Source organism: Vibrio sp. ABH4_348 (assembly GCF_056159765.1).
In genome coordinates this window covers 1,466,087-1,483,928 of the sequence record NZ_JBSWVW010000001.1, presented here as the reverse complement: position 1 = coordinate 1,483,928, position 17,842 = coordinate 1,466,087, and the positions used below count along the sequence as shown (strand labels likewise).

14 protein-coding genes are annotated in these 17,842 nt (G+C 44.9%); 10 read left to right on the top strand and 4 right to left on the bottom strand.

Features of this window, described 5'->3' with window-relative positions; all coding sequences use genetic code 11:
- The first annotated feature begins 7 nt into the window (after positions 1–7).
- Genes ACXAFJ_RS06630 through ACXAFJ_RS06620 form a run of 3 tightly spaced genes read left to right on the top strand, consistent with a single transcriptional unit; the run spans position 8 to position 2,729 of the window.
- Entirely contained in the window at positions 8–952 is a 945-nt protein-coding gene (locus tag ACXAFJ_RS06630; protein ID WP_475322280.1) for an ABC transporter permease, read from the top strand.
- Positions 945–1,751 carry an ABC transporter ATP-binding protein gene (locus tag ACXAFJ_RS06625; RefSeq protein ID WP_475322279.1) on the top strand — a complete coding sequence of 269 codons (807 nt, stop codon included), beginning with the start codon at positions 945–947 and terminating at the stop codon, positions 1,749–1,751. Before ACXAFJ_RS06630 ends, ACXAFJ_RS06625 begins: the two co-directional genes overlap by 8 nt.
- A 12-nt stretch (positions 1,752–1,763) precedes the next feature.
- Positions 1,764–2,729, top strand: a complete 966-nt coding sequence (locus ACXAFJ_RS06620; protein ID WP_475322278.1) for an ABC transporter ATP-binding protein — start codon at positions 1,764–1,766, stop codon at positions 2,727–2,729.
- A 113-nt stretch (positions 2,730–2,842) separates the two neighbouring features.
- Here the strand turns inward: ACXAFJ_RS06620 and ACXAFJ_RS06615 are convergent, their stop codons facing one another.
- The 3 genes from ACXAFJ_RS06615 to ACXAFJ_RS06605 form a co-directional block, all read right to left on the bottom strand.
- A complete protein-coding gene (locus ACXAFJ_RS06615) occupies positions 2,843–4,378 on the bottom strand; it encodes a tripartite tricarboxylate transporter permease (protein WP_475322276.1) in 1,536 nt (511 codons plus the stop codon).
- Positions 4,379–4,391: 13 nt separating this feature from the next.
- On the bottom strand, positions 4,392–4,901 hold the full coding sequence (locus tag ACXAFJ_RS06610) for a tripartite tricarboxylate transporter TctB family protein (protein WP_475322275.1): 510 nt from the start codon (positions 4,899–4,901) through the stop codon (positions 4,392–4,394).
- A 203-nt stretch (positions 4,902–5,104) separates the two neighbouring features.
- Positions 5,105–6,076 (bottom strand): tripartite tricarboxylate transporter substrate binding protein, encoded by a 972-nt coding sequence (locus ACXAFJ_RS06605; protein WP_475322273.1) that lies wholly within the window; start codon positions 6,074–6,076, stop codon positions 5,105–5,107.
- 406 nt (positions 6,077–6,482) lie between these two features.
- On the opposite strand from ACXAFJ_RS06605, the gene ACXAFJ_RS06600 reads away from it, so the two are divergent.
- The 7 genes from ACXAFJ_RS06600 (at position 6,483) to ACXAFJ_RS06570 (ending at position 15,978) form a co-directional block, all read left to right on the top strand.
- Positions 6,483–7,001 carry an Hcp family type VI secretion system effector gene (locus tag ACXAFJ_RS06600; protein WP_475322272.1) on the top strand — a complete coding sequence of 173 codons (519 nt, stop codon included), beginning with the start codon at positions 6,483–6,485 and terminating at the stop codon, positions 6,999–7,001.
- 209 nt (positions 7,002–7,210) lie between these two features.
- Positions 7,211–9,280, top strand: coding sequence for a type VI secretion system Vgr family protein (locus ACXAFJ_RS06595; RefSeq protein WP_475322270.1), 2,070 nt, complete (start codon positions 7,211–7,213; stop codon positions 9,278–9,280).
- On the top strand, positions 9,268–9,993 hold the full coding sequence (locus ACXAFJ_RS06590; RefSeq protein ID WP_475322268.1) for a DUF4123 domain-containing protein: 726 nt from the start codon (positions 9,268–9,270) through the stop codon (positions 9,991–9,993). The genes ACXAFJ_RS06595 and ACXAFJ_RS06590 overlap by 13 nt, the downstream gene beginning before the upstream one ends.
- Entirely contained in the window at positions 9,990–11,081 is a 1,092-nt protein-coding gene (locus ACXAFJ_RS06585; protein WP_475322266.1) for a glycosyltransferase, read from the top strand. Before ACXAFJ_RS06590 ends, ACXAFJ_RS06585 begins: the two co-directional genes overlap by 4 nt.
- Position 11,082: 1 nt before the next feature.
- Positions 11,083–14,982: an RHS repeat-associated core domain-containing protein gene (locus tag ACXAFJ_RS06580; RefSeq protein WP_475322265.1), complete on the top strand. Its 3,900-nt coding sequence runs from the start codon at positions 11,083–11,085 to the stop codon at positions 14,980–14,982.
- Positions 14,983–14,985: 3 nt separating this feature from the next.
- Entirely contained in the window at positions 14,986–15,321 is a 336-nt protein-coding gene (locus ACXAFJ_RS06575; RefSeq protein ID WP_475322264.1) for a hypothetical protein, read from the top strand.
- 102 nt (positions 15,322–15,423) lie between these two features.
- Positions 15,424–15,978, top strand: a complete 555-nt coding sequence (locus ACXAFJ_RS06570) for an SMI1/KNR4 family protein (RefSeq protein WP_475322263.1) — start codon at positions 15,424–15,426, stop codon at positions 15,976–15,978.
- 325 nt (positions 15,979–16,303) lie between these two features.
- Here ACXAFJ_RS06570 and ACXAFJ_RS06565 read toward each other — a convergent pair whose 3' ends face one another.
- Entirely contained in the window at positions 16,304–17,740 is a 1,437-nt protein-coding gene (locus ACXAFJ_RS06565; RefSeq protein WP_475322261.1) for a glycoside hydrolase family 19 protein, read from the bottom strand.
- Between the last annotated feature and the right edge of the window lie 102 nt (positions 17,741–17,842).

The following is a 17,842-nucleotide window of genomic DNA, read 5'->3' as shown; positions in this document are numbered from 1 at the left end:
AGTTGTTATGAAAGGTTTTTTAAAATTATTGGGGCGCAACAAGAAAGTGACGTTTGGTCTTTCGATTGTACTGTTCTATATCGGTATTGCCCTTTGTTCATCTTTACTTACCGAACACGACGCGAACAAGCGTGTAGCTAGACCTCACCAAGCACCAAGTGCAGAGCATGTTATGGGGACCACGCGGATGGGGCGCGATGTTTATCATCAATTCATCCAAGGCACGTCAACGTCGCTTGCGGTTGGCTTTAGTGCTGGTGTGATCATCGTAATTGTAGGTACTGCGTTAGGCGTTTCTGCTGGTTATTTTGGCGGTAAGTTTGATGATATCGTTAACTTAGTTACCAACGTCGCCTTAGTGGTTCCGCAATTGCCACTATTGCTAGTGTTAGCAGCGTTTATCGGGGAGGTGAGTCCGTTCACCATCGCCTTAATCATTGGTTTAACCAGTTGGGCTTGGGGAGCGCGCGTAACCCGAGCGCAAACTTTATCGATCCGTAATAAAGAGTACATTCACGCGAGTGAGTTAGCAGGGGAGCCAGCTTGGCGCATCATTTTTGTCGAAATATTGCCTAACTTATCCTCGATTATTGGTTTGAACTTTCTTGGCTCGATCATCTTCACCATTATTACTCAAGCCACAATCGAATTCCTCGGTTTGGGTGATCCATTATCCGTAAGTTGGGGCACCATGCTTTACAACGCGCAAAACACGTCAGCGTTGCTGGTCGGAGCCTGGTGGGAAGTGTTAGTCCCATGTGTTGCAATTGCAATACTTGGTGTCGGACTAGCACTGCTTAACTTCGGTATTGATGAGATATCTAACCCACGTTTGCGTACATTCACAGGCATGAAGAAATTCAAACAGCGCGTCGCACTGATTCGAGAGCGTAAGCGTCAAGCTATGAAATCGCACCCTGATCTAGATAAAAAGGATGCAATCTATGAGTAATACATTAGAAATTAAAGACCTATGCGTTGATTACTTATTAGAAGACAGTGAGTTCTCTGCAGTTAAAAATGTGAGCTTTCATATCAAACAAGGCGAGATTTTCGGACTAGCAGGGGAGTCGGGTTGCGGAAAAAGCACCATTGCTTTTGCTATTAGCCGCTTGCTTCAGCCGCCTGCCTTTATCTCAGATGGTGAAATACTGCTTAATGGTGAAGATACACTCACCATGACAGATAAACAGGTGGCGGATATTCGTTGGAATAAGGTCAGTATGGTATTCCAAAGTGCCATGAATAGCTTGAACCCGGTCATTACGGTGGAAGAACAGTTCCGCGATATGTTCAAAAAGCACCGAGGATACAACCGTGAACAATCTGCTGAAAAAGCCCGTGAACTATTACAGTTAGTGGGAATTGCACCAGAAAGATTGTCGGACTACCCGCACCAGTTTTCTGGAGGTATGCGTCAGCGTATCGTCATTGCTATTGGCCTTGCCTTAAAGCCAGACCTCATCATCATGGATGAGCCTACTACCGCCCTAGATGTCGTAGTACAGCGTGAGATTTTGATGCAAGTTCATGCACTACGAAAGCAGTTTGGGTTCTCGGTTCTATTTATCACCCACGACTTAAGTTTGATGACCCAGCTTTGTGACCGAATAGGTGTGATGCTCAAAGGCGAACTTGTCGAAGTTGGTGCTTCACGAGACATATTGATGAACCCACAACACGCCTATACCAAAAAGCTGTGGCAATCTATTCCTGCAGCATTTGAACAAAAAAATGAAGCAACAATCTGAAGAGGTAACGGCATGATCAATCTTAAAAGTGGCGATACCATAATCTCAGTTAAAGATATGGCCAAAACATTCCACACTGGGAAAGGTGTGAAGAAGAAAGAAGTAAAAGCGCTTCGAAATGTCAGTTTCGATCTTAAAAAAGGTCGTGCGATGGCCTTGGTTGGTGAAAGTGGTTCTGGTAAAAGTACTGTAGCTCGACTTTTGACGAAAATGCACGACCACACCAGTGGCAAAGTCTTGTTCAAAGGGCAGGATATTAGTGACATTAACACTCGCCAAGATTTGGTAGATTATCGAAAACAGATTCAAATGATCTTCCAAGACCCTTATGGTTCATTGAATCCAGCTCATACCATCTATCATCATATTGCTCGCCCATTGCTTACACACAAGCATGTTAAGAATCATGCAGAAGCTAAGGTTCGCGTGAACGAGTTACTTGAGATGGTAGAGCTTGATGCAGAGAGTACCGCCCCTAAGTTCCCACATCAGTTATCGGGTGGTCAGCGTCAACGTGTTTCCATTGCACGTGCTGTGGCAGTCGGAGCAGAAGTGATTCTTGCCGATGAGCCAACGTCTATGCTCGATGTTTCTATTCGTTTGGATGTGCTCGATCTGCTGAAAAGATTAAAAGACGAGCTGGGATTCACTTTTCTCTATATCACCCATGATATTGCGACCGCCCGTTATTTTGCCGAAGAGATAGCGATAATGTATCAAGGTCAAATTGTCGAATACGGTGATACCGGTAGTGTCATCGACAATCCCCAACATCCGTATACAAAACTGTTGTTGTCGGCGATTCCAAATCCTTATGTCAGTTTTGAAGAAGCGGCTGAAACGGGTGCAGAGTTGTTGGCAAAAGCGAATCAGATACGTGAAGCGAGTTTTGAACCCGTTTCAACTTATCATAAGTTTAACGACAATCATTTTTATGGGGCACTGGAGAAAAACTTGGGTGACTTAGTTAACTTATAAAGTCCGTTAGGACAAACCTAACTTCGCAGCCACTTGAATTAACAAGTGGCTTTTTTGTATTTATTCGAAACAAAAAAGCGGTGCAGAGCACCGCTTTGTATAGAGTCTGGTAATTAACCTTTGCTTTCTGCTTGAGGCTTTTTGTTAGGAACAAGTTTGGCGCCCAGTTTTACTAACAGTGGACTAAACAGAACCAAGCACGCGAGTACCGTGAATACTAGGGTAATTGGTCGATCCCATAAAAAGCTAAGCTCTCCATCGCTAATCATCAGCGCTCTTCTCAAGTTCTCTTCCATCAGACCACCTAGAATGAAACCAAGCAGTAATGGTGCGAGTGGGAACTTAGCCAACCGCAAACCTATCGCAGCTACGGCTAACATAATCATGATGAAGATATCCATAGTGTTAAACGATACGAGATAAACACCGGTAATACTGAAGAAAAGAATCATCGGTAGTAATACGGTTCTCGGTACTGCTAACAGTTTGGAAATGTATGGGATAAGCGGGAGATTTAAGATAATCAGAACCACATTGCCGACATACATTGAAATAATCACTGACCAAAACACATCTGGATGATCAACGAATAATCTAGGTCCTGGCTGGATACCGTAAGCAATTAAAGCGCCTAACATGATTGCGGTAGTACCAGAGCCAGGAATACCCAGAGTCAAAAGTGGAACAAAAGATCCACTAGATGCAGCGTTGTTTGCTGATTCAGGCGCGACAAGTCCACGAATACTGCCTTTGCCAAACTCTTCTTTCTTTTCTTTTGGAGCGAGGTTTCGCTCCATACCGTAACTCAAAAATGCAGCGATAGTGGCACCTGCACCTGGTAGTACACCAGTAAAGAAGCCCAAAATGGACGAGCGAATGGACACTGGCGCGACCTCTTTAACCTCTTCTTTAGTCACTTTCATGCTACCAATGTCGCTCATTTTGCTTTGCTCTTCTTGGCTAGTATCCTTTTCAGGTCTGAAGATACCCATCAGTGTTTCGCCAAGCGCGAAGGTCGCCATCGCCAGAAGTAAGAAACTGAAACCATCCATTAAGTCGGTCAACCCGAAGGTGAATCGTTCTACACCAACGCCTTTGTCGATACCAATGGTTGATAGCATCAAGCCGAGTATAGTCATCATCCACGCTTTAATCACTTGACCTTTACCTGCAAATGCGGCGACAGCTGACAAACCTAATAGCATTAGGGCAAAGTAATCGGATGATTGAAAACTGAGAGATACTTTTGCTAAAGCTGGGGCAGCTACCAACAACATTAGCGCCGATAGTGTTCCGCCAGTGAAGGAAGAATAGGCCGCTAATGCTAGAGCTTTACCCGCCATACCTTTTTGCGCTAATGGATAGCCGTCAAAGGCTGTAACAACTGTAGAAGAACAGCCGGGTGCATTGATAAGAATCGAAGATGTTGAACCACCAAATACAGCACCGTAATAGACGCCTGCCATCAAAATCAGACCTGAGCTCGGTTCCAATCCATAGGTAATTGGGATCATTAATGCGATCGCAGATATTGGTCCTAATCCCGGTAACATGCCGATAAAGGTTCCAACAAAACAACCAACCACTACCATCATGATATTGGTTGGCATAAAGGCCACCGACAAGCCCTGTAAAATTCCATCTAACATACTGAGTTACTCCTTATTTCCACAGTAAAAAGATGAGTCCAGGCTCTAGATAGATATCCAAGACTTGGGTAAGTAATAAATAGAACAACACCACAAACGGGATTGAGGCGCCGAACAAGACTTTTTTGCGTCTTTCGCCAAGTAAATAGAAGCCAACAATAAGAAAACCAATTGTTGCCAGTACGAACCCTACGTAGGTTAATCCCAATCCGTACAGGGCCATCAGCACGATAAACTGGAGGAGCAATCCTACGTGGCTTTGCGGCTTTTGTATTTCCAAGCTTTCACTATCGCCCTGAGATGGCGAAAACATAAGTAACAATGAAAGTGCGATACCTACGAAAGTAAGAATATGAGGTAGTGTTCTTGCCGTAAAAGGTTCGTATTCATCTCCGGGGAATAGCGGGATCAGAGACGTCTGATAGCCATAGCCTAGACAAAAAGTGAGAAACACGAGAGCGGATATTCTGTCTCGTGTCAGTAAAGATGTATTTGTGTTTTTGGTGGCGTTAAGATCCGACATTGCCAACTCCAGTAGAAAAGCGTGCGTAAGGACAATTAATGAGTCGAGACCATAAGTATTGGCAGCGAATTTTCATTAACTAAGCCTCTGAGGGAAGAGTGCTGGTTTCCCTTTCAAGGAGTGAACTCTGGTTCACTAAACAAAGGAGATTGTCGCCTTACGCACGAAAAAATGAGGAGCCAGTTACCTAGCTCCAGAGGTTGTTACTTAAGGAAGCCAAGCTCGCGCATTAGGTCACCCATTTGTTTCTCTTGATCTTCAAGGAAGCTATAAAAGTCTTTATCGGCTTTGTAGTTATCAATCCAGCCGTTACGGTCGCGGACAACCGCCCACTCATCCGTGTTGTACATCTTGGTTAATGCTGCGTTCCACTCATCAATTTTTGCTTGAGGGGTCCCTGGAGCCGCAAAGAAACCACGCCAGTTGGCAAATACAGTATCATTGCCTAATTCGGTGAGTGTTGGGATATCTGGTGCAGATTCAAGGCGCTTAGGTGCAGTAATGGCTAGAATTTTAACCTGTCCAGATTTAGACATTTCTAGTACTTCACCAAGTCCTGTTGAGAGTAGCTGAGTTTCACCGGAAAGAAGAGCCGCCATTGCTTTTCCTCCCGCATCATAAGCGATGTAGCGAACTTTACGTGCATCATATCCTTCACCTTTGAACGCCGCCGCAACCACTAGATGGTCCATACTACCGCGCGCTGAACCGCCAGCAATCTTGACTTTACGTGGGTTAGATTCAAATTCTTTGACGACTTGATCCCAGTTGTCATAACCAGAATCAGGCGAAGTTACGATAGCGCCGTAGTCGGCGATAGTGGAAGCAACAGGTGTTAGGTCGCGAAATGATTGTGGAAAAATCCCTGTCAAGGAACGAACCACTATGGGCGTCGAGTTCACCATCAATGTATCTTCTTGACGTTCAGCCGTTTCAATTAGATGAGCGATGGCCTTACCGCCACCACCGCCAGAAAGGTTCTGGAATGACACATTTTCTACAATATCGGATTTGACTAGTACGTCACCCGTACCACGAGCAGTCATGTCCCAACCACCGCCAGCACCGCCGGGAATAATAAAGTGGATTTTTTCTATATCAGCTGCAAAAGAGCTAAACGAAAAGGCAGCAGCGATGAGAGAAGCTGCAAGTGTAGGTTTTAGAGCCTTTATCATGTTCACGTTCCTTATGTGGTTTTGGTGCTAAGCACCATTATTTTTATAAAAGCCAAGCCCAACTGATAAGACAGTTATGCTTAGATAACCAGAAGGTTAAATTTGTGTTAACACATTGTCTGCAATACGTTTATAAAAATAATAAAGAGCGTTTTAATCATTTTGTTCATAAAGTTCACGTCTTTGTTTGACGAGAACTTCAGATAGGCAATCCTGTCACAGATACAACCAAACCCTTGCAGATAACCGAGCAATTCTTTGCTTGGTTGTTTGTATCTGACTAAATTTATTGACTATTTTTTCTGGCATTGCCCTTGCTCTAGTCCTTGCCGAATTGCAATTCACTCATATTGAACTCGATACTCGGTCGAATCGCGCCGAGTGCTAACAGACAAGGACATTTAAGATGCCAACTCCATGTTACATCTCCATCGAAGGAGAAACTCAAGGCTTGATTACCGCAGGCGCGTGCACGGCTGACTCTATCGGTGATGCGTACGTAGAAGGTCACGAAGACGAAATGCTGGTTCAGCAGTTTGACCACGTTGTAACCGTGCCAACCGACCCACAATCGGGCCAGCCTGCAGGCCAGCGTGTGCATAAGCCATTCAAGTTCACCGTGAATCTAAACAAAGCCGTACCTTTGTTATACAACGCCCTGACTTCGGGTGAGAAGCTGAAAAACGTGGAGCTGAAATGGTACCGCACGTCAATTGAAGGCAAACAAGAAAACTTCTTCACCACTAAGCTAGAAAACGCATCTATCGTGGACATTGTGTGTGAAATGCCACACTGCCAAGACCCATCGTTCTCTGACTTTACTCAAAATCTAACCGTTGCTCTGACTTACCGTAAAGTGACGTGGGACCACGTTAACGCGGGTACTTCAGGTGCCGACGACTGGCGTAAGCCTATCGAAGCGTAATCTGCTTGATTGTCTGGCTGGTGGTCTTCCATCAGCCAGAGCCAAAACCTTAAGTGCTCTATTCAGTCGAACTCCTTTAATTGGACTCAAAGACTGCGATAGAGCCTTAAGGTTTTGGTGGTTGAGAGCATCTTTGTTTAAAAAAACCGCTGCTTGATGGATTGTAGGGATTACCCGCTTAGGATGGAATAAGTGGGGTGGGAGAGCACATGGCACAGCTGCAGTACAACCTGACGTTAGAGGGCAGGGAAGACGAGACCTTAGTGGTGAGGGGCTACGATGGGGTCGAGTCACTATCCAATCATGGTATTACCCAAGGTCGCCAATCTGGACACCCCTGTTTTGGTTATCGCTATGAGATTGACCTGGCAAGTCGTCAATCGGATTTACTGGCCGATGATATCGTGGATAAAGGCGCCGAGCTTACCGTGTTTCTTGATGGTGAAGTGGTGCAGCGAGTGCACGGTATTGTCAAAGCCTTTGAGCAAGGTGACACTGGTCATCACCATACGTTCTACCAACTCACCTTAGTGCCATCGCTTGAGCGATTGGGCCTTCGCCACAACAGCCGCATCTTCCAAACCCAAACCGTGCCAGAAATTCTGTCAATTTTACTGCAAGAGATGGGCATCACCGACTACGGCTTTGCGGTGCAGCGTGACTGCGCTAAACGGGAATTCTGCGTTCAGTATCGAGAAAGCGACTTAGATTTCTTCCATCGCTTAGCTGCTGAAGAAGGGCTGATTTACAGCTTTGTTCACGACCAAGGTAAGCATACTTTAGTCATCACCGACCAAACCCACAGTTTGCCCAGAATCGACACTCCGATTCCGTACAATGCCATGTCAGGGGGCACTATCCATGTGCCTTATGTATCCACCTTCACCCAGCACAAAAAAATTGCCCCAAGCCACAGTGAGCTCAAAGACTACAGCTTCAAAAAGCCAACTGCGCCGTTGAGTCAAAGCGAAACTTCCTCTCATATCGAACATCAGCGCAGCGACTACGAGCATTTTGATTATCCGGGACGCTTCAAAGACGATGGCAACGGTCAAGCCTACAACCAAATACGGCTTAACTATTTAACCCGTGACACCCACACAGCAACCGGTAAGAGTAACCAACCAGCGCTGCAAGCAGGTTACGCCTTTACCTTGCAAGACCATTTAGACCCGACGGCCAACCAAGAGTGGCTAGTGGTGCAAGTCAATCACCAAGGCAGCCAGCCACAAGCTTTGGAAGAGCATGGTAACCACGGCGCCACCACCTACGCTAACCAATTCACCGTCATCCCGTCCACTCGCACTTGGCAGGCCAACCCGCAAGCCAAGCCGCAAGTCGATGGCCCGATGATGGCAGTGGTTGTCGGTCCTGAGGGAGAAGAAATCTACTGCGATGAACATGGGCGAGTCAAAGTCCATTTCTTCTGGGACCGCTACTCCAATGCTGACGAATACAGCTCGTGTTGGGTACGAGTGTCACAAGGTTGGGCAGGGGCGCAATACGGCATGATGGCCATTCCACGAATTGGTCACGAAGTCATCGTCAGCTTTTTAAACGGTGACCCAGACCAGCCCATCATCACAGGCCGTACCTTCCACGCCAACAATACACCGCCTTATGCCTTGCCAGAGCACAAGACTAAAACCACGTGGCGCAGTGAAAGTCATCAAGGTGAAGGCTTCAACGAACTCACCTTTGAAGACCAATCGGGTGAAGAGCAAATCTACCTGCACGCGCAAAAAGACTGGCACACCGAAGTTAAAAACGACCGGATTAGCCACATTAAACACGATCAGCACCTGACGGTGGATAACGACGAGTTTAGCCACATCAAAAACAATCAGCATCTAACTGTAGATGGAGAGAAAAGAACCAAGGTGGCTAAAGATGTGACTCAAAACTACGACGCCAGCTATCACCAAAAATCTGGTGGTTTGTTGGCTGTGCAGGCTGGACGAGAAGTGCACTTAAAAAGCGGTGCAAAAATTGTCATTGAAGCAGGGGCGGAACTTACCTTAAAAGCCAGCGGTAGCTTTATGAAAATCCACGGTGGTGGTGTTGACATGGTCGGTCCAGGGATCAATCTAAATGCCGGTGGTAGTGCTGGTAGCGGCAGTGGATATGGTGGCACTCAAGCTCTGCAGCCGGGGCAACTTGCCGCAGCGCCAGCAAATCCAGTGCCAATTTTAACTCCAGCTCAAATTGCAACAATGCAAGCAGCTGCTCCATTTTGCGAAGAATGTGAAGCTTGTAAGGATGGTCAATGCGCGATTTAACCGAACAGTCCGAACAACAAACGTTATTCGCGATCTTCAACGGCACAAGTGAGAACAGTGCGCTGGCTCAATTTTATGAACTGGGTGGCAGTGATGCTTTACCGCTTTGGTTAAACACTCCCTATGCAGAATGGCATGCCGTGATGCCCTATATGGCTCAGATCTCAAAAGACTCTGATTTTGTTGCTTGGGTAGAAAATAGCGCTGACCTCGATTGGGGTATGTTTGTGTTAAGTGAGCACAGCTTTGAGACAGTGTATCAACACATTCAAAGTCTAACGCAAGTGTGGCTGGCACCGAATCAACACGTATTTTTCCGTTTCTACGACCCGCGTTTTTCAATTGAAGTTGCCAAGTTTTGTAATGAAAAACAGCGCGAACAATTAATGGGGCCTTGTTCGGTTTGGTTTAGTCGAGGTTACCGAGTCGAAAATCCAAACCCAAATGCAGAGCGTATTCGGAGCGAGTTCCCATGGTGGAATGTACCTGAGTCAGTCACGGCTAAGATGGACAAAACCCGCCAACAGGTCTCCATTCAAAACAGTATGAAATGGCTTAAAGAGCAGAGAGCCGATTTGTACTTCGCTATGCCTGAACCGACGCTCAATGCAAAAGTGACGCGAATAATTCAGCAAATGCCAGCGCAGCAAAGAGAGTCCCATGAACTAACAAAAAGCCTGGCTACTCGATTAAGTAAAGAGGTGTACCGATGACACAGGTTTCTAGTTATATGCTGAATCAAGCAGGGCTCTCTCAGCCTCCGGTATCCAACTATACTCCGACTGGACGAGCTAACACGAATGTTGTTCGAGAGCCTGTCGACCTAGATGCCATGTTTAACCAAATCATGACTAACTTCGAATCATCAATTGATGACTACAAAGAAAAAAGTGAGAGCTGGCTATATGGTTGGGCACTGGATATGGAGCAAAAAGTTCGAGTCAACGAATGGCAAGCAAGTGCCGATACTGACGAGGATGAAATTCAAACGGGTCATATCACTTGTCCTCTGGATGGCAAACTTACCATTGTTCATTCGTTTGAAGCTGAAGCTTTCGTTCCAATCCCAAATACGCCGTTCAAAATTCAACCGATGAAACGTATACAAAATACCTTTGGCTACGGTTTTAGCTATGAGCCTGATGGTGAAGCGGTATCAGGTCAAGTGAATGACCAAGGGATTGCCCATGTTCAACTCGAACCAAGTCAGTATGCGGGCAAACAGCTACGTATAGTTTTTTACCCTGACATCAACGAAAACGACATCAAAGCTCTCTTGGATTCCTATGATGGCACGATTCAACGTTTCAAAGATTGGTTGACGACCGAATGGCAAGAACAGCGTCTAGCATGGGAAGATTATTTGGCAAACCCAATGAACGCGGTTGATGTAGTAAAAGACATTTTCGAAAGTATCCTCGATGCTGTGGTGGATGCGTGGGATGAGATTGCAGACCTATTTCGACTACTGGCGAATCCAACAGAGCTTGCTGAAAAACTGGGTAAGTATATGGAAAACCCCGAACTTATCGCTGATATGCTCGCCAATGCAAAAGATGAAGCAGCCAAAATGTTGACCTTATTAAAGGATGAAGCTAGGTGCTTTTTGGTGCTCTATGCCGTGGTTAGTTGGTTCAAAATGTTAAGTCCTGATCAGATACTCAAAGGTGTCATTGATAACTTGTCAGCAATTCTAGTGGAAGTGGTGATCAGTTTAGTCATTCCTGGAGGGGCGGTATTGAGAAATGTGAATCGCTTACGCGGTGTCGCTGGAACAGCTCAACTGGCGCAAGGAGTGTAAGGTGGCAAAGCGAATTCCAGATTTTATTGGCAAGATATACAGTTTGGTAAAAATTGGGCAAGAAGAAGGCACTAAGAATCTACCACTCATTAATAAAGCAAGCCAAGCGGGCAATGGTGGATTTTCACCCCATAGAAACCGAACACAATCGTTTGAAGGACAAACTGAACCTAACTCCTCGCAAGCGAGCCGAGATGGCGATCAAAAAACGCATGTCGAGACACAAGAGCTACAACCCGAGAATAATAATGTTGCATCAACGAACCAAGCGGGGGATAGCTCCAAAAGTAGCAGCGAGACCAGCACTAACGGTTGTCCAGTTTCACTGGTAACCGGTGAAGAGTTACTGAATCTAGATGATGCAAACCTGCCAGGTGCTTTACCTTTTAAGTTTTCACGTTTGTATCGAACCAGTTCTTGCGAAATTAACACTGGTTTGGGCTACGGATGGAGCCACTCACTAAACCACACGTTATTGTTTAAAGACGAAAAGGTTTTTTGGTTTGACAATGAAAACAAACGAACACAATTAAACGAACCCACGAAGCAGGTTCCAGCCCATCAGAATAAGTTGGCGGGCGCGGCGATCTTCCTGGGTAAAGTGCCCGCTGAGTACGTATTGGTTCAGTCTGGTAGTCCTACTTATCACTTTGAGCGTATTGGTGATTTAGCTCGGCTCAAAGCCATTTCAGATGCTTACAATAATCGTTTAGATATCGAATACGATGAGCAAGGCTTGCCGTTGGCGGTGGTGAACCCAGCTGGTATTGCTCTGTGTTTGGTGTATGAGCAGCAGTTACTTACTCGGTTAGAGCTTCGAACCAAACAACAAAACGCGAACATAGACACATGGCATGTTGAGCGTGTATGTCAAACCTATCAGTACAACGACGTCCAACAGCTTATTAGTAACAAAAATGCCGCCGGTGAGGGAGAGAGTTATCAATACGATAAAGATAACGTCATCAGCGAACGGAAAATGGCGGGTGGCGTTACTTTTGGTTGGAAATGGCAAGGAAAAAGTAAGCAAGTACGTTGTGTTAAGCACTGGAGTAACACAGGCTACCAAGCCAGTTTTGATTGGGATGATGAGACGGGCAACGTCTTTGTTAGCTATGCCGACGGTAGCCGAGAAGAGCATACCCATGACGCAAATGCCCATCCAGTTCGAACCGTTGATCCTGATGGTGCGGTTCATCTTAAAGAATTTGACCAAGATGGGAATTTAACAAAAACCGTTGATCCGTTGGGGAATGAGATTCATCACCACTACAATACTCAGGGCCAGCGTGTTGCCACGGTGAGCCCCGATGGCAGTGTCACCGAATTTCAGTATTGGAAAGGCAATCTTCGCAAAGTCATTCAAGACAAAGCCCAGTGGCGCTACAAATACAATTGCCATGGTGATATCACTGAAAAACGCGACCCACTCGGTTACACCACTCAATATTTTTACAATCAACAAGGCAATGTTGATGCCATCCACTACCCAGATGGCAGTATTCACAAGCTGAGGTGGAATCGACTCGGGATGCTGGTTGGCGAAACCTATCCCGACGGCAGTGAAATTCAGTATCGGCACGATATTTTTGGTCGAGTTGTTTACCAAACCTCTCCAGCAGGTGGAGTAACCCAATACACTTGGGACGATGCTGACCGGCTAATCATGCTGCAAAAGCCCGGTGGTGCAATAGAGCGTTTTGAGTATAACGCCTATGGCAAAATCACCAAACACATTGACGCTAAAGGAGCCGCCACGGAGTACGACTACGAACCAAATAGCCATTTAGTCAGCCGCGTGATTCACCCCGATGGCACCTCGCTCCACTACCAATATCAAAACATCAAACGTTTTGTCAGCCAAATCACCAATGAACGCGGTGAGCAATACCAGATTGATTATTTCAGCAATGGACTGGTTAAACAGGAAACCACCTTTGATGGTAGACAATTCAATTACCAATATGACCTAAACGGAAAACTGCTCAAAAAAACCGAAGTAGGCACCCAAGGTACAGAACTCATCACCGAATACCAACGTGATGTGATGGGAAGGGTGACCGAAAAGACCCTACCAGATGGTGACAAGGTCAGTTACCAGTATGATGAGCGTGGTCGATTACTCTCCGTCGACGACGGCCATACGCCGCTGGCATGGCGCTATGATTTGTTGGGACAACTAGTCGAAGAGCATCAAGGATGGGCTTCCAATTATTACGACTATGATGCGCTCGGCCAGCTCAAACATTGGCAACTGCCCGATACCAACCGCTTGGATTATCAGAGGGATAAAGGCGGTGCACTCGCGGCTATCCACCTAAACGAGCAATTACTGACTCGACATGATTATCAACACGGGCTAGAAAAACTGCGCCAGCAAGGCGCGCTAACCAGTCAATTTGAGCACGATGAACAGGGACGATTAACAGCCCATTATCGTCAGCAGCAAGGCCAAATCCTTCATCAACGCGACTACCAATACGACGGACAAGGTAACCTTTCCCAAATCAGTGACAGTGATTGGGGGGATACCTTCTATGATTATGATCCGCTGGCACGATTAACCGCGGTTCGAGGTAATCAAGAAGAGCGTTTTGCCCATGACCCAGCGGGCAACCTTATTGAGCATAAACTCGGCCCACAGCTTGAAGGTAACCATGTTGGAGCGAACGGTAATCAGCTGACCTTCTTTGGTGACCGTCACTTTGAGTACGACGAATTTGGCAGGCTATCGGTAGAAAAGCGCGGCAAAGAGCAAAAGTTGGTTACCCATTACCATTACGATTGCCAACATCGCCTTACAAAAGTCGAGTTGCCGGACCAGGCAACCGCTGAATACCAATACGATGCGTTTGGGAGGCGGATTAAAAAGACCATTACTGACCGTTTCGGTGAGCAAACCCGAACAGATTACGTTTGGCAGGGTGATAATCTCATCGCTGAAAGCTCAGGTTCGCATTACCAAACCTACCTCTACGAGCCAAACAGTTTTAAACCCTTGGCTTTAATACAAGGAGAGGGTGAAGATGCCGAGGTTTATCACTATCAGCTAGACTACCTTGGTACACCACAAGCTCTAACTAGCCAAACGGGTAAAACCGTATGGAGCGGACAATACCGCGCCTACGGAAGTCTGGTTCTCGCGCCAGTGGAAGATATTCACAATCCTCTGCGTTTCCAAGGCCAGTATTTTGATGCGGAAACCAGTTTACATTATAACCGCCATCGCTACTATAACCCAAGCACCGGACGCTTCATTACCGCAGACCCAATCGGCTTAGCAGGTGGTTTAAACAACTACCAATACGCGCCCAACCCAACAGGGTGGGTGGATCCGTTGGGGTTAAGCAATCAAAATCCAAATTGTCCTACGAAGATAACTAAGGCCGAATCAGAAGTATTTAAGGAGTTTTTGGAACATCACGATGGCCAATTTTCTTCACCGGCTGAAGCGGAGCTAGCTTACATCGAGCTAAGAGATAAACAGTCTCCTTGGCCAATTGGTTATACACCGAAAACTCGATTTACTAAACCTGGTGAGCGACTTTATATGATAACTAATACGGGAAGAGGGCGATACCCAGGTCAGTTTGCATCTACCCTTGACATACCAGACGCCAAATACGGCCGACAAGATCTTGCAATAATTCATGAATGGAAATTAACGCTCGATAGAAAATTGGTTTATGAAGTGAACAAATCGTTCGAGGTTGAATATGGGCCAATCGGGCCTCAAATAAACAAGCTGGAAGACGGAAGTTTTGAGTATTTGAGAGGAGGTGGTCAACAAGTAAAATTAATGTACAGTGATTTTAAAAACGCTGTTCCTAACTTAGAAAATAACTTTACAGATGATCCTTATTTAAATGTTGTTTCAAATACTAAGCTAAAAAAGGGGTAAAAATTGAAGATTAGGAAAAATTTTATTGAATTTTCATACAAAGATAACTTAGTTAAATTTGATTTGAAGAATGTTACACAAGCTCAGGTAAGTAATAATTTTCTGTTTTATTACTCACTTATGGATGGCCTCCACGTTTTAAATTTGGATGATAACAAATCATTTAATATTGATTTGGGAAATGAAGAATTCTACACTTTTTCGCAAGTTTCTGATGAATATGGTGTTGGTATAGTTGTTGCAAAAAGTGATCGACCCGAGGGTGAACTTTTTTGGAATAATTCTTTGATTATGATGGGTGGAATGATGAAATTGAAAGAAATAGGTGTTTGGAGATAATTACTCCTATATTTTTCACTCCATTTTTTATTTTTTTAAAAACCACTTTTAAAAGTTGAAAGCTATAACGGTTAGTTAGGGTCATTCTTCTTGTTTTAATGTATGACAGGGAATAAAGAAATATCAAGAGCGATATTAGATTTTTGGGAAGTGTTCGAAGTCTATAGGGATGGAGGTTGGTCTGTCGGTGTGCCTCAGGAAATGAGGACAAGTGAACCTAACTCTGAAGGTTGGTGTTCTTGGGCATCGATAGACAGTCCCGCAATCGAACAGGATCTAGTCAACTTTGAAACTCAGTTGGGGTTTGAATTTCCAATGGTTCTAAAGGACTACTTCTTATATAGATGTATTTTGATGCCTGATTTTTTAGTCACATTACCTGAAATTAAAAGTGATAATCCGTTAGGAGATCTGAAAGGGTATTGTGAAAGTTACGTCAGTTACTTTAATGAACTTAGCTTATTCCCTTTTGCGTACGATGCTAATGATGCTGGTCCAGTTTGCTTAGACTTAAAGAAAATGTCCAATGGTGACTATGAAGTAATTGTATTTGATTTAAGTCGTAAGTTTGAAAAAGGTTACAGAGGCGAATTTGGATGGCTCACAGTAGAAGAACTTTTCCGTGACATAACAAATGACTTAAAGACATTTATCTAGTTTAGATCTCTTACCAGTCGAAGGCGCTGAATAGGGCCACCGGCCGAAACTTTTAAGTTTCAATTTAATCCTATTTTTTCCAATCGTGAACTTTAATTCAAAATCGATTTTTATGAGTAATTTGCAACTCTGTCGGAAAAAAATTCGGTAATTACGCGACCTGCAAATCGCTTGATTTTGAACCTCGAGATTGAAGAAAAAAGCCAAGTACATCTGGTAAAAACAGAATTAGTTAATCAATAAAAAACTCAGCAATAGCTCATTAGGTGTTGAAGTAAAAGAAAAGAGAGCAACCTGCTCTCTTTTTACTAACACCAAATTTTTACTAATCCAAAATTGGTGAGCCACTTTGATCAGTGGCTGTTACGTTAAAGTGTTTTTCAATACACCTCTCGTAGTCGCCTTGGTTCCATGTACTATATGGAGTTTGATATCCAACAAGTTGACATTCGAAGGTTTTGTTTCCTGGGGTATTTGGTTTCCAGCCATCCTTCCACCATAGATACACCTGCAGCGCACCGGCACCTTCAGCATCGAATGGCTGCATATCAGCGCAATCTAGTTTTTCTGCTGAGATATCTAAGCCTAAATACTGTGAGAACAGCTTGTAGTATTTAATTCTGTTGGCTGCTTGGGGGGTAGTCTGTCCCTTTCCGCATTCAAATGCCCCATTGATTATTTGGATAGTACTGCCGAACCCTAGCGCGATACCATTAGCGGTATCGGAAGCATTTGGTGTCCATGTACCGTCTATAACATGCAGCATACTCGGTTTGGGTGGTTGCGGGTATAGGTAGAAAAATACTGCGGATGCAAGGTTTAACCAGGTATCTGCAACTAGAGCTGGATTTTCTAATAAAACACTTCTTTCACCGTAGATAGCTTCTGAAAATGGCCCATAGTTGTAATTCCAACTGAGCTGTTTCGCACCTCGACCAAAGTAACTTTTCTGAGGAGCGCAAGGCCAACGTTCTTGCACCCAGCCATAACATTTGTTGTAAGTGGTAGTGTAGACATCTTCAGATTGAAATCTTTCTCTAAGAAAGTACAGTCCTTGCCGCCAAACTGGATTACCTTGCGCGCCATCCCAGTTTGGGGCGTTAGCTCCTGTTTCCTGAACAAAGTGGGCAAACATTGTAGACAGAGAGCGTTTACAGATTTCATCTGAGTTTCTCGTATCAGTATACGTGCGGCAAAATGCAGGAAATTTTGCTACGCCTTTAAGGAAGTTGGTATAGGTATATTTTTCATTTCGTATTGGGAAGAAATAATCCCAAGTTGCACTACTAACGATACTTTCAACTCGCTTGACGTTATCTGGGTTTAAAGAACGCAATGGCTGAACCGCTTCTACTTCAATATTGGGTAAGGTAACGATATCGGCTCGAACCAAATCAAAAAGTGGCCCACTGGTGAGCTCAGCTTCGACCGTTTCAAGCTCAGAACGAGGAATGTAGTAACCGCCATTACCATCTTCCGTAATCGTAAGCTCTCCCGGTGGGGTAGGGTCACCGGGATTTACTGGGTCTGTGCCATCGCAGTTAACACCTTGCCAAAACCAAGAACTCGCACCGGGCGAATCCCAACTTCCAGGGCTATTTACTGCCTTGTAGCACTGGCCTTGAAAAGAAACGATGTCTCCATTCACGACTGTAGTTTCGCCGGGAACCCATGGTATTGGGGTTGCCGAAAAAACATTAAAACTGACAGCCATCGAACATAAAAAAGCTGGGATGGCAATTTTAGATAGGTACTTAGCCATAAAAACTCCATTGTTTGAATTAAAAATATCCAACAAGAAGTGTTACTGGTGATTTAGCATTTCACCTAGCCTGATGGCTCGCTTGGGAGTGACGACGGGAAA

What these genes read in the sequence shown, in the direction of transcription:
- ACXAFJ_RS06630 (WP_475322280.1), top strand. Translation starts at nt 8, where the DNA reads ATGAAAGGTTTTTTAAAATTATTGGGGCGCAACAAGAAAGTGACGTTT.
- ACXAFJ_RS06625 (WP_475322279.1), top strand. Translation starts at nt 945, where the DNA reads ATGAGTAATACATTAGAAATTAAAGACCTATGCGTTGATTACTTATTA.
- ACXAFJ_RS06620 (WP_475322278.1), top strand. Translation starts at nt 1,764, where the DNA reads ATGATCAATCTTAAAAGTGGCGATACCATAATCTCAGTTAAAGATATG.
- ACXAFJ_RS06615 (WP_475322276.1), bottom strand. Translation starts at nt 4,378, where the DNA reads ATGTTAGATGGAATTTTACAGGGCTTGTCGGTGGCCTTTATGCCAACC.
- ACXAFJ_RS06610 (WP_475322275.1), bottom strand. Translation starts at nt 4,901, where the DNA reads ATGTCGGATCTTAACGCCACCAAAAACACAAATACATCTTTACTGACA.
- ACXAFJ_RS06605 (WP_475322273.1), bottom strand. Translation starts at nt 6,076, where the DNA reads ATGATAAAGGCTCTAAAACCTACACTTGCAGCTTCTCTCATCGCTGCT.
- ACXAFJ_RS06600 (WP_475322272.1), top strand. Translation starts at nt 6,483, where the DNA reads ATGCCAACTCCATGTTACATCTCCATCGAAGGAGAAACTCAAGGCTTG.
- ACXAFJ_RS06595 (WP_475322270.1), top strand. Translation starts at nt 7,211, where the DNA reads ATGGCACAGCTGCAGTACAACCTGACGTTAGAGGGCAGGGAAGACGAG.
- ACXAFJ_RS06590 (WP_475322268.1), top strand. Translation starts at nt 9,268, where the DNA reads ATGCGCGATTTAACCGAACAGTCCGAACAACAAACGTTATTCGCGATC.
- ACXAFJ_RS06585 (WP_475322266.1), top strand. Translation starts at nt 9,990, where the DNA reads ATGACACAGGTTTCTAGTTATATGCTGAATCAAGCAGGGCTCTCTCAG.
- ACXAFJ_RS06570 (WP_475322263.1), top strand. Translation starts at nt 15,424, where the DNA reads ATGACAGGGAATAAAGAAATATCAAGAGCGATATTAGATTTTTGGGAA.
- ACXAFJ_RS06565 (WP_475322261.1), bottom strand. Translation starts at nt 17,740, where the DNA reads ATGGCTAAGTACCTATCTAAAATTGCCATCCCAGCTTTTTTATGTTCG.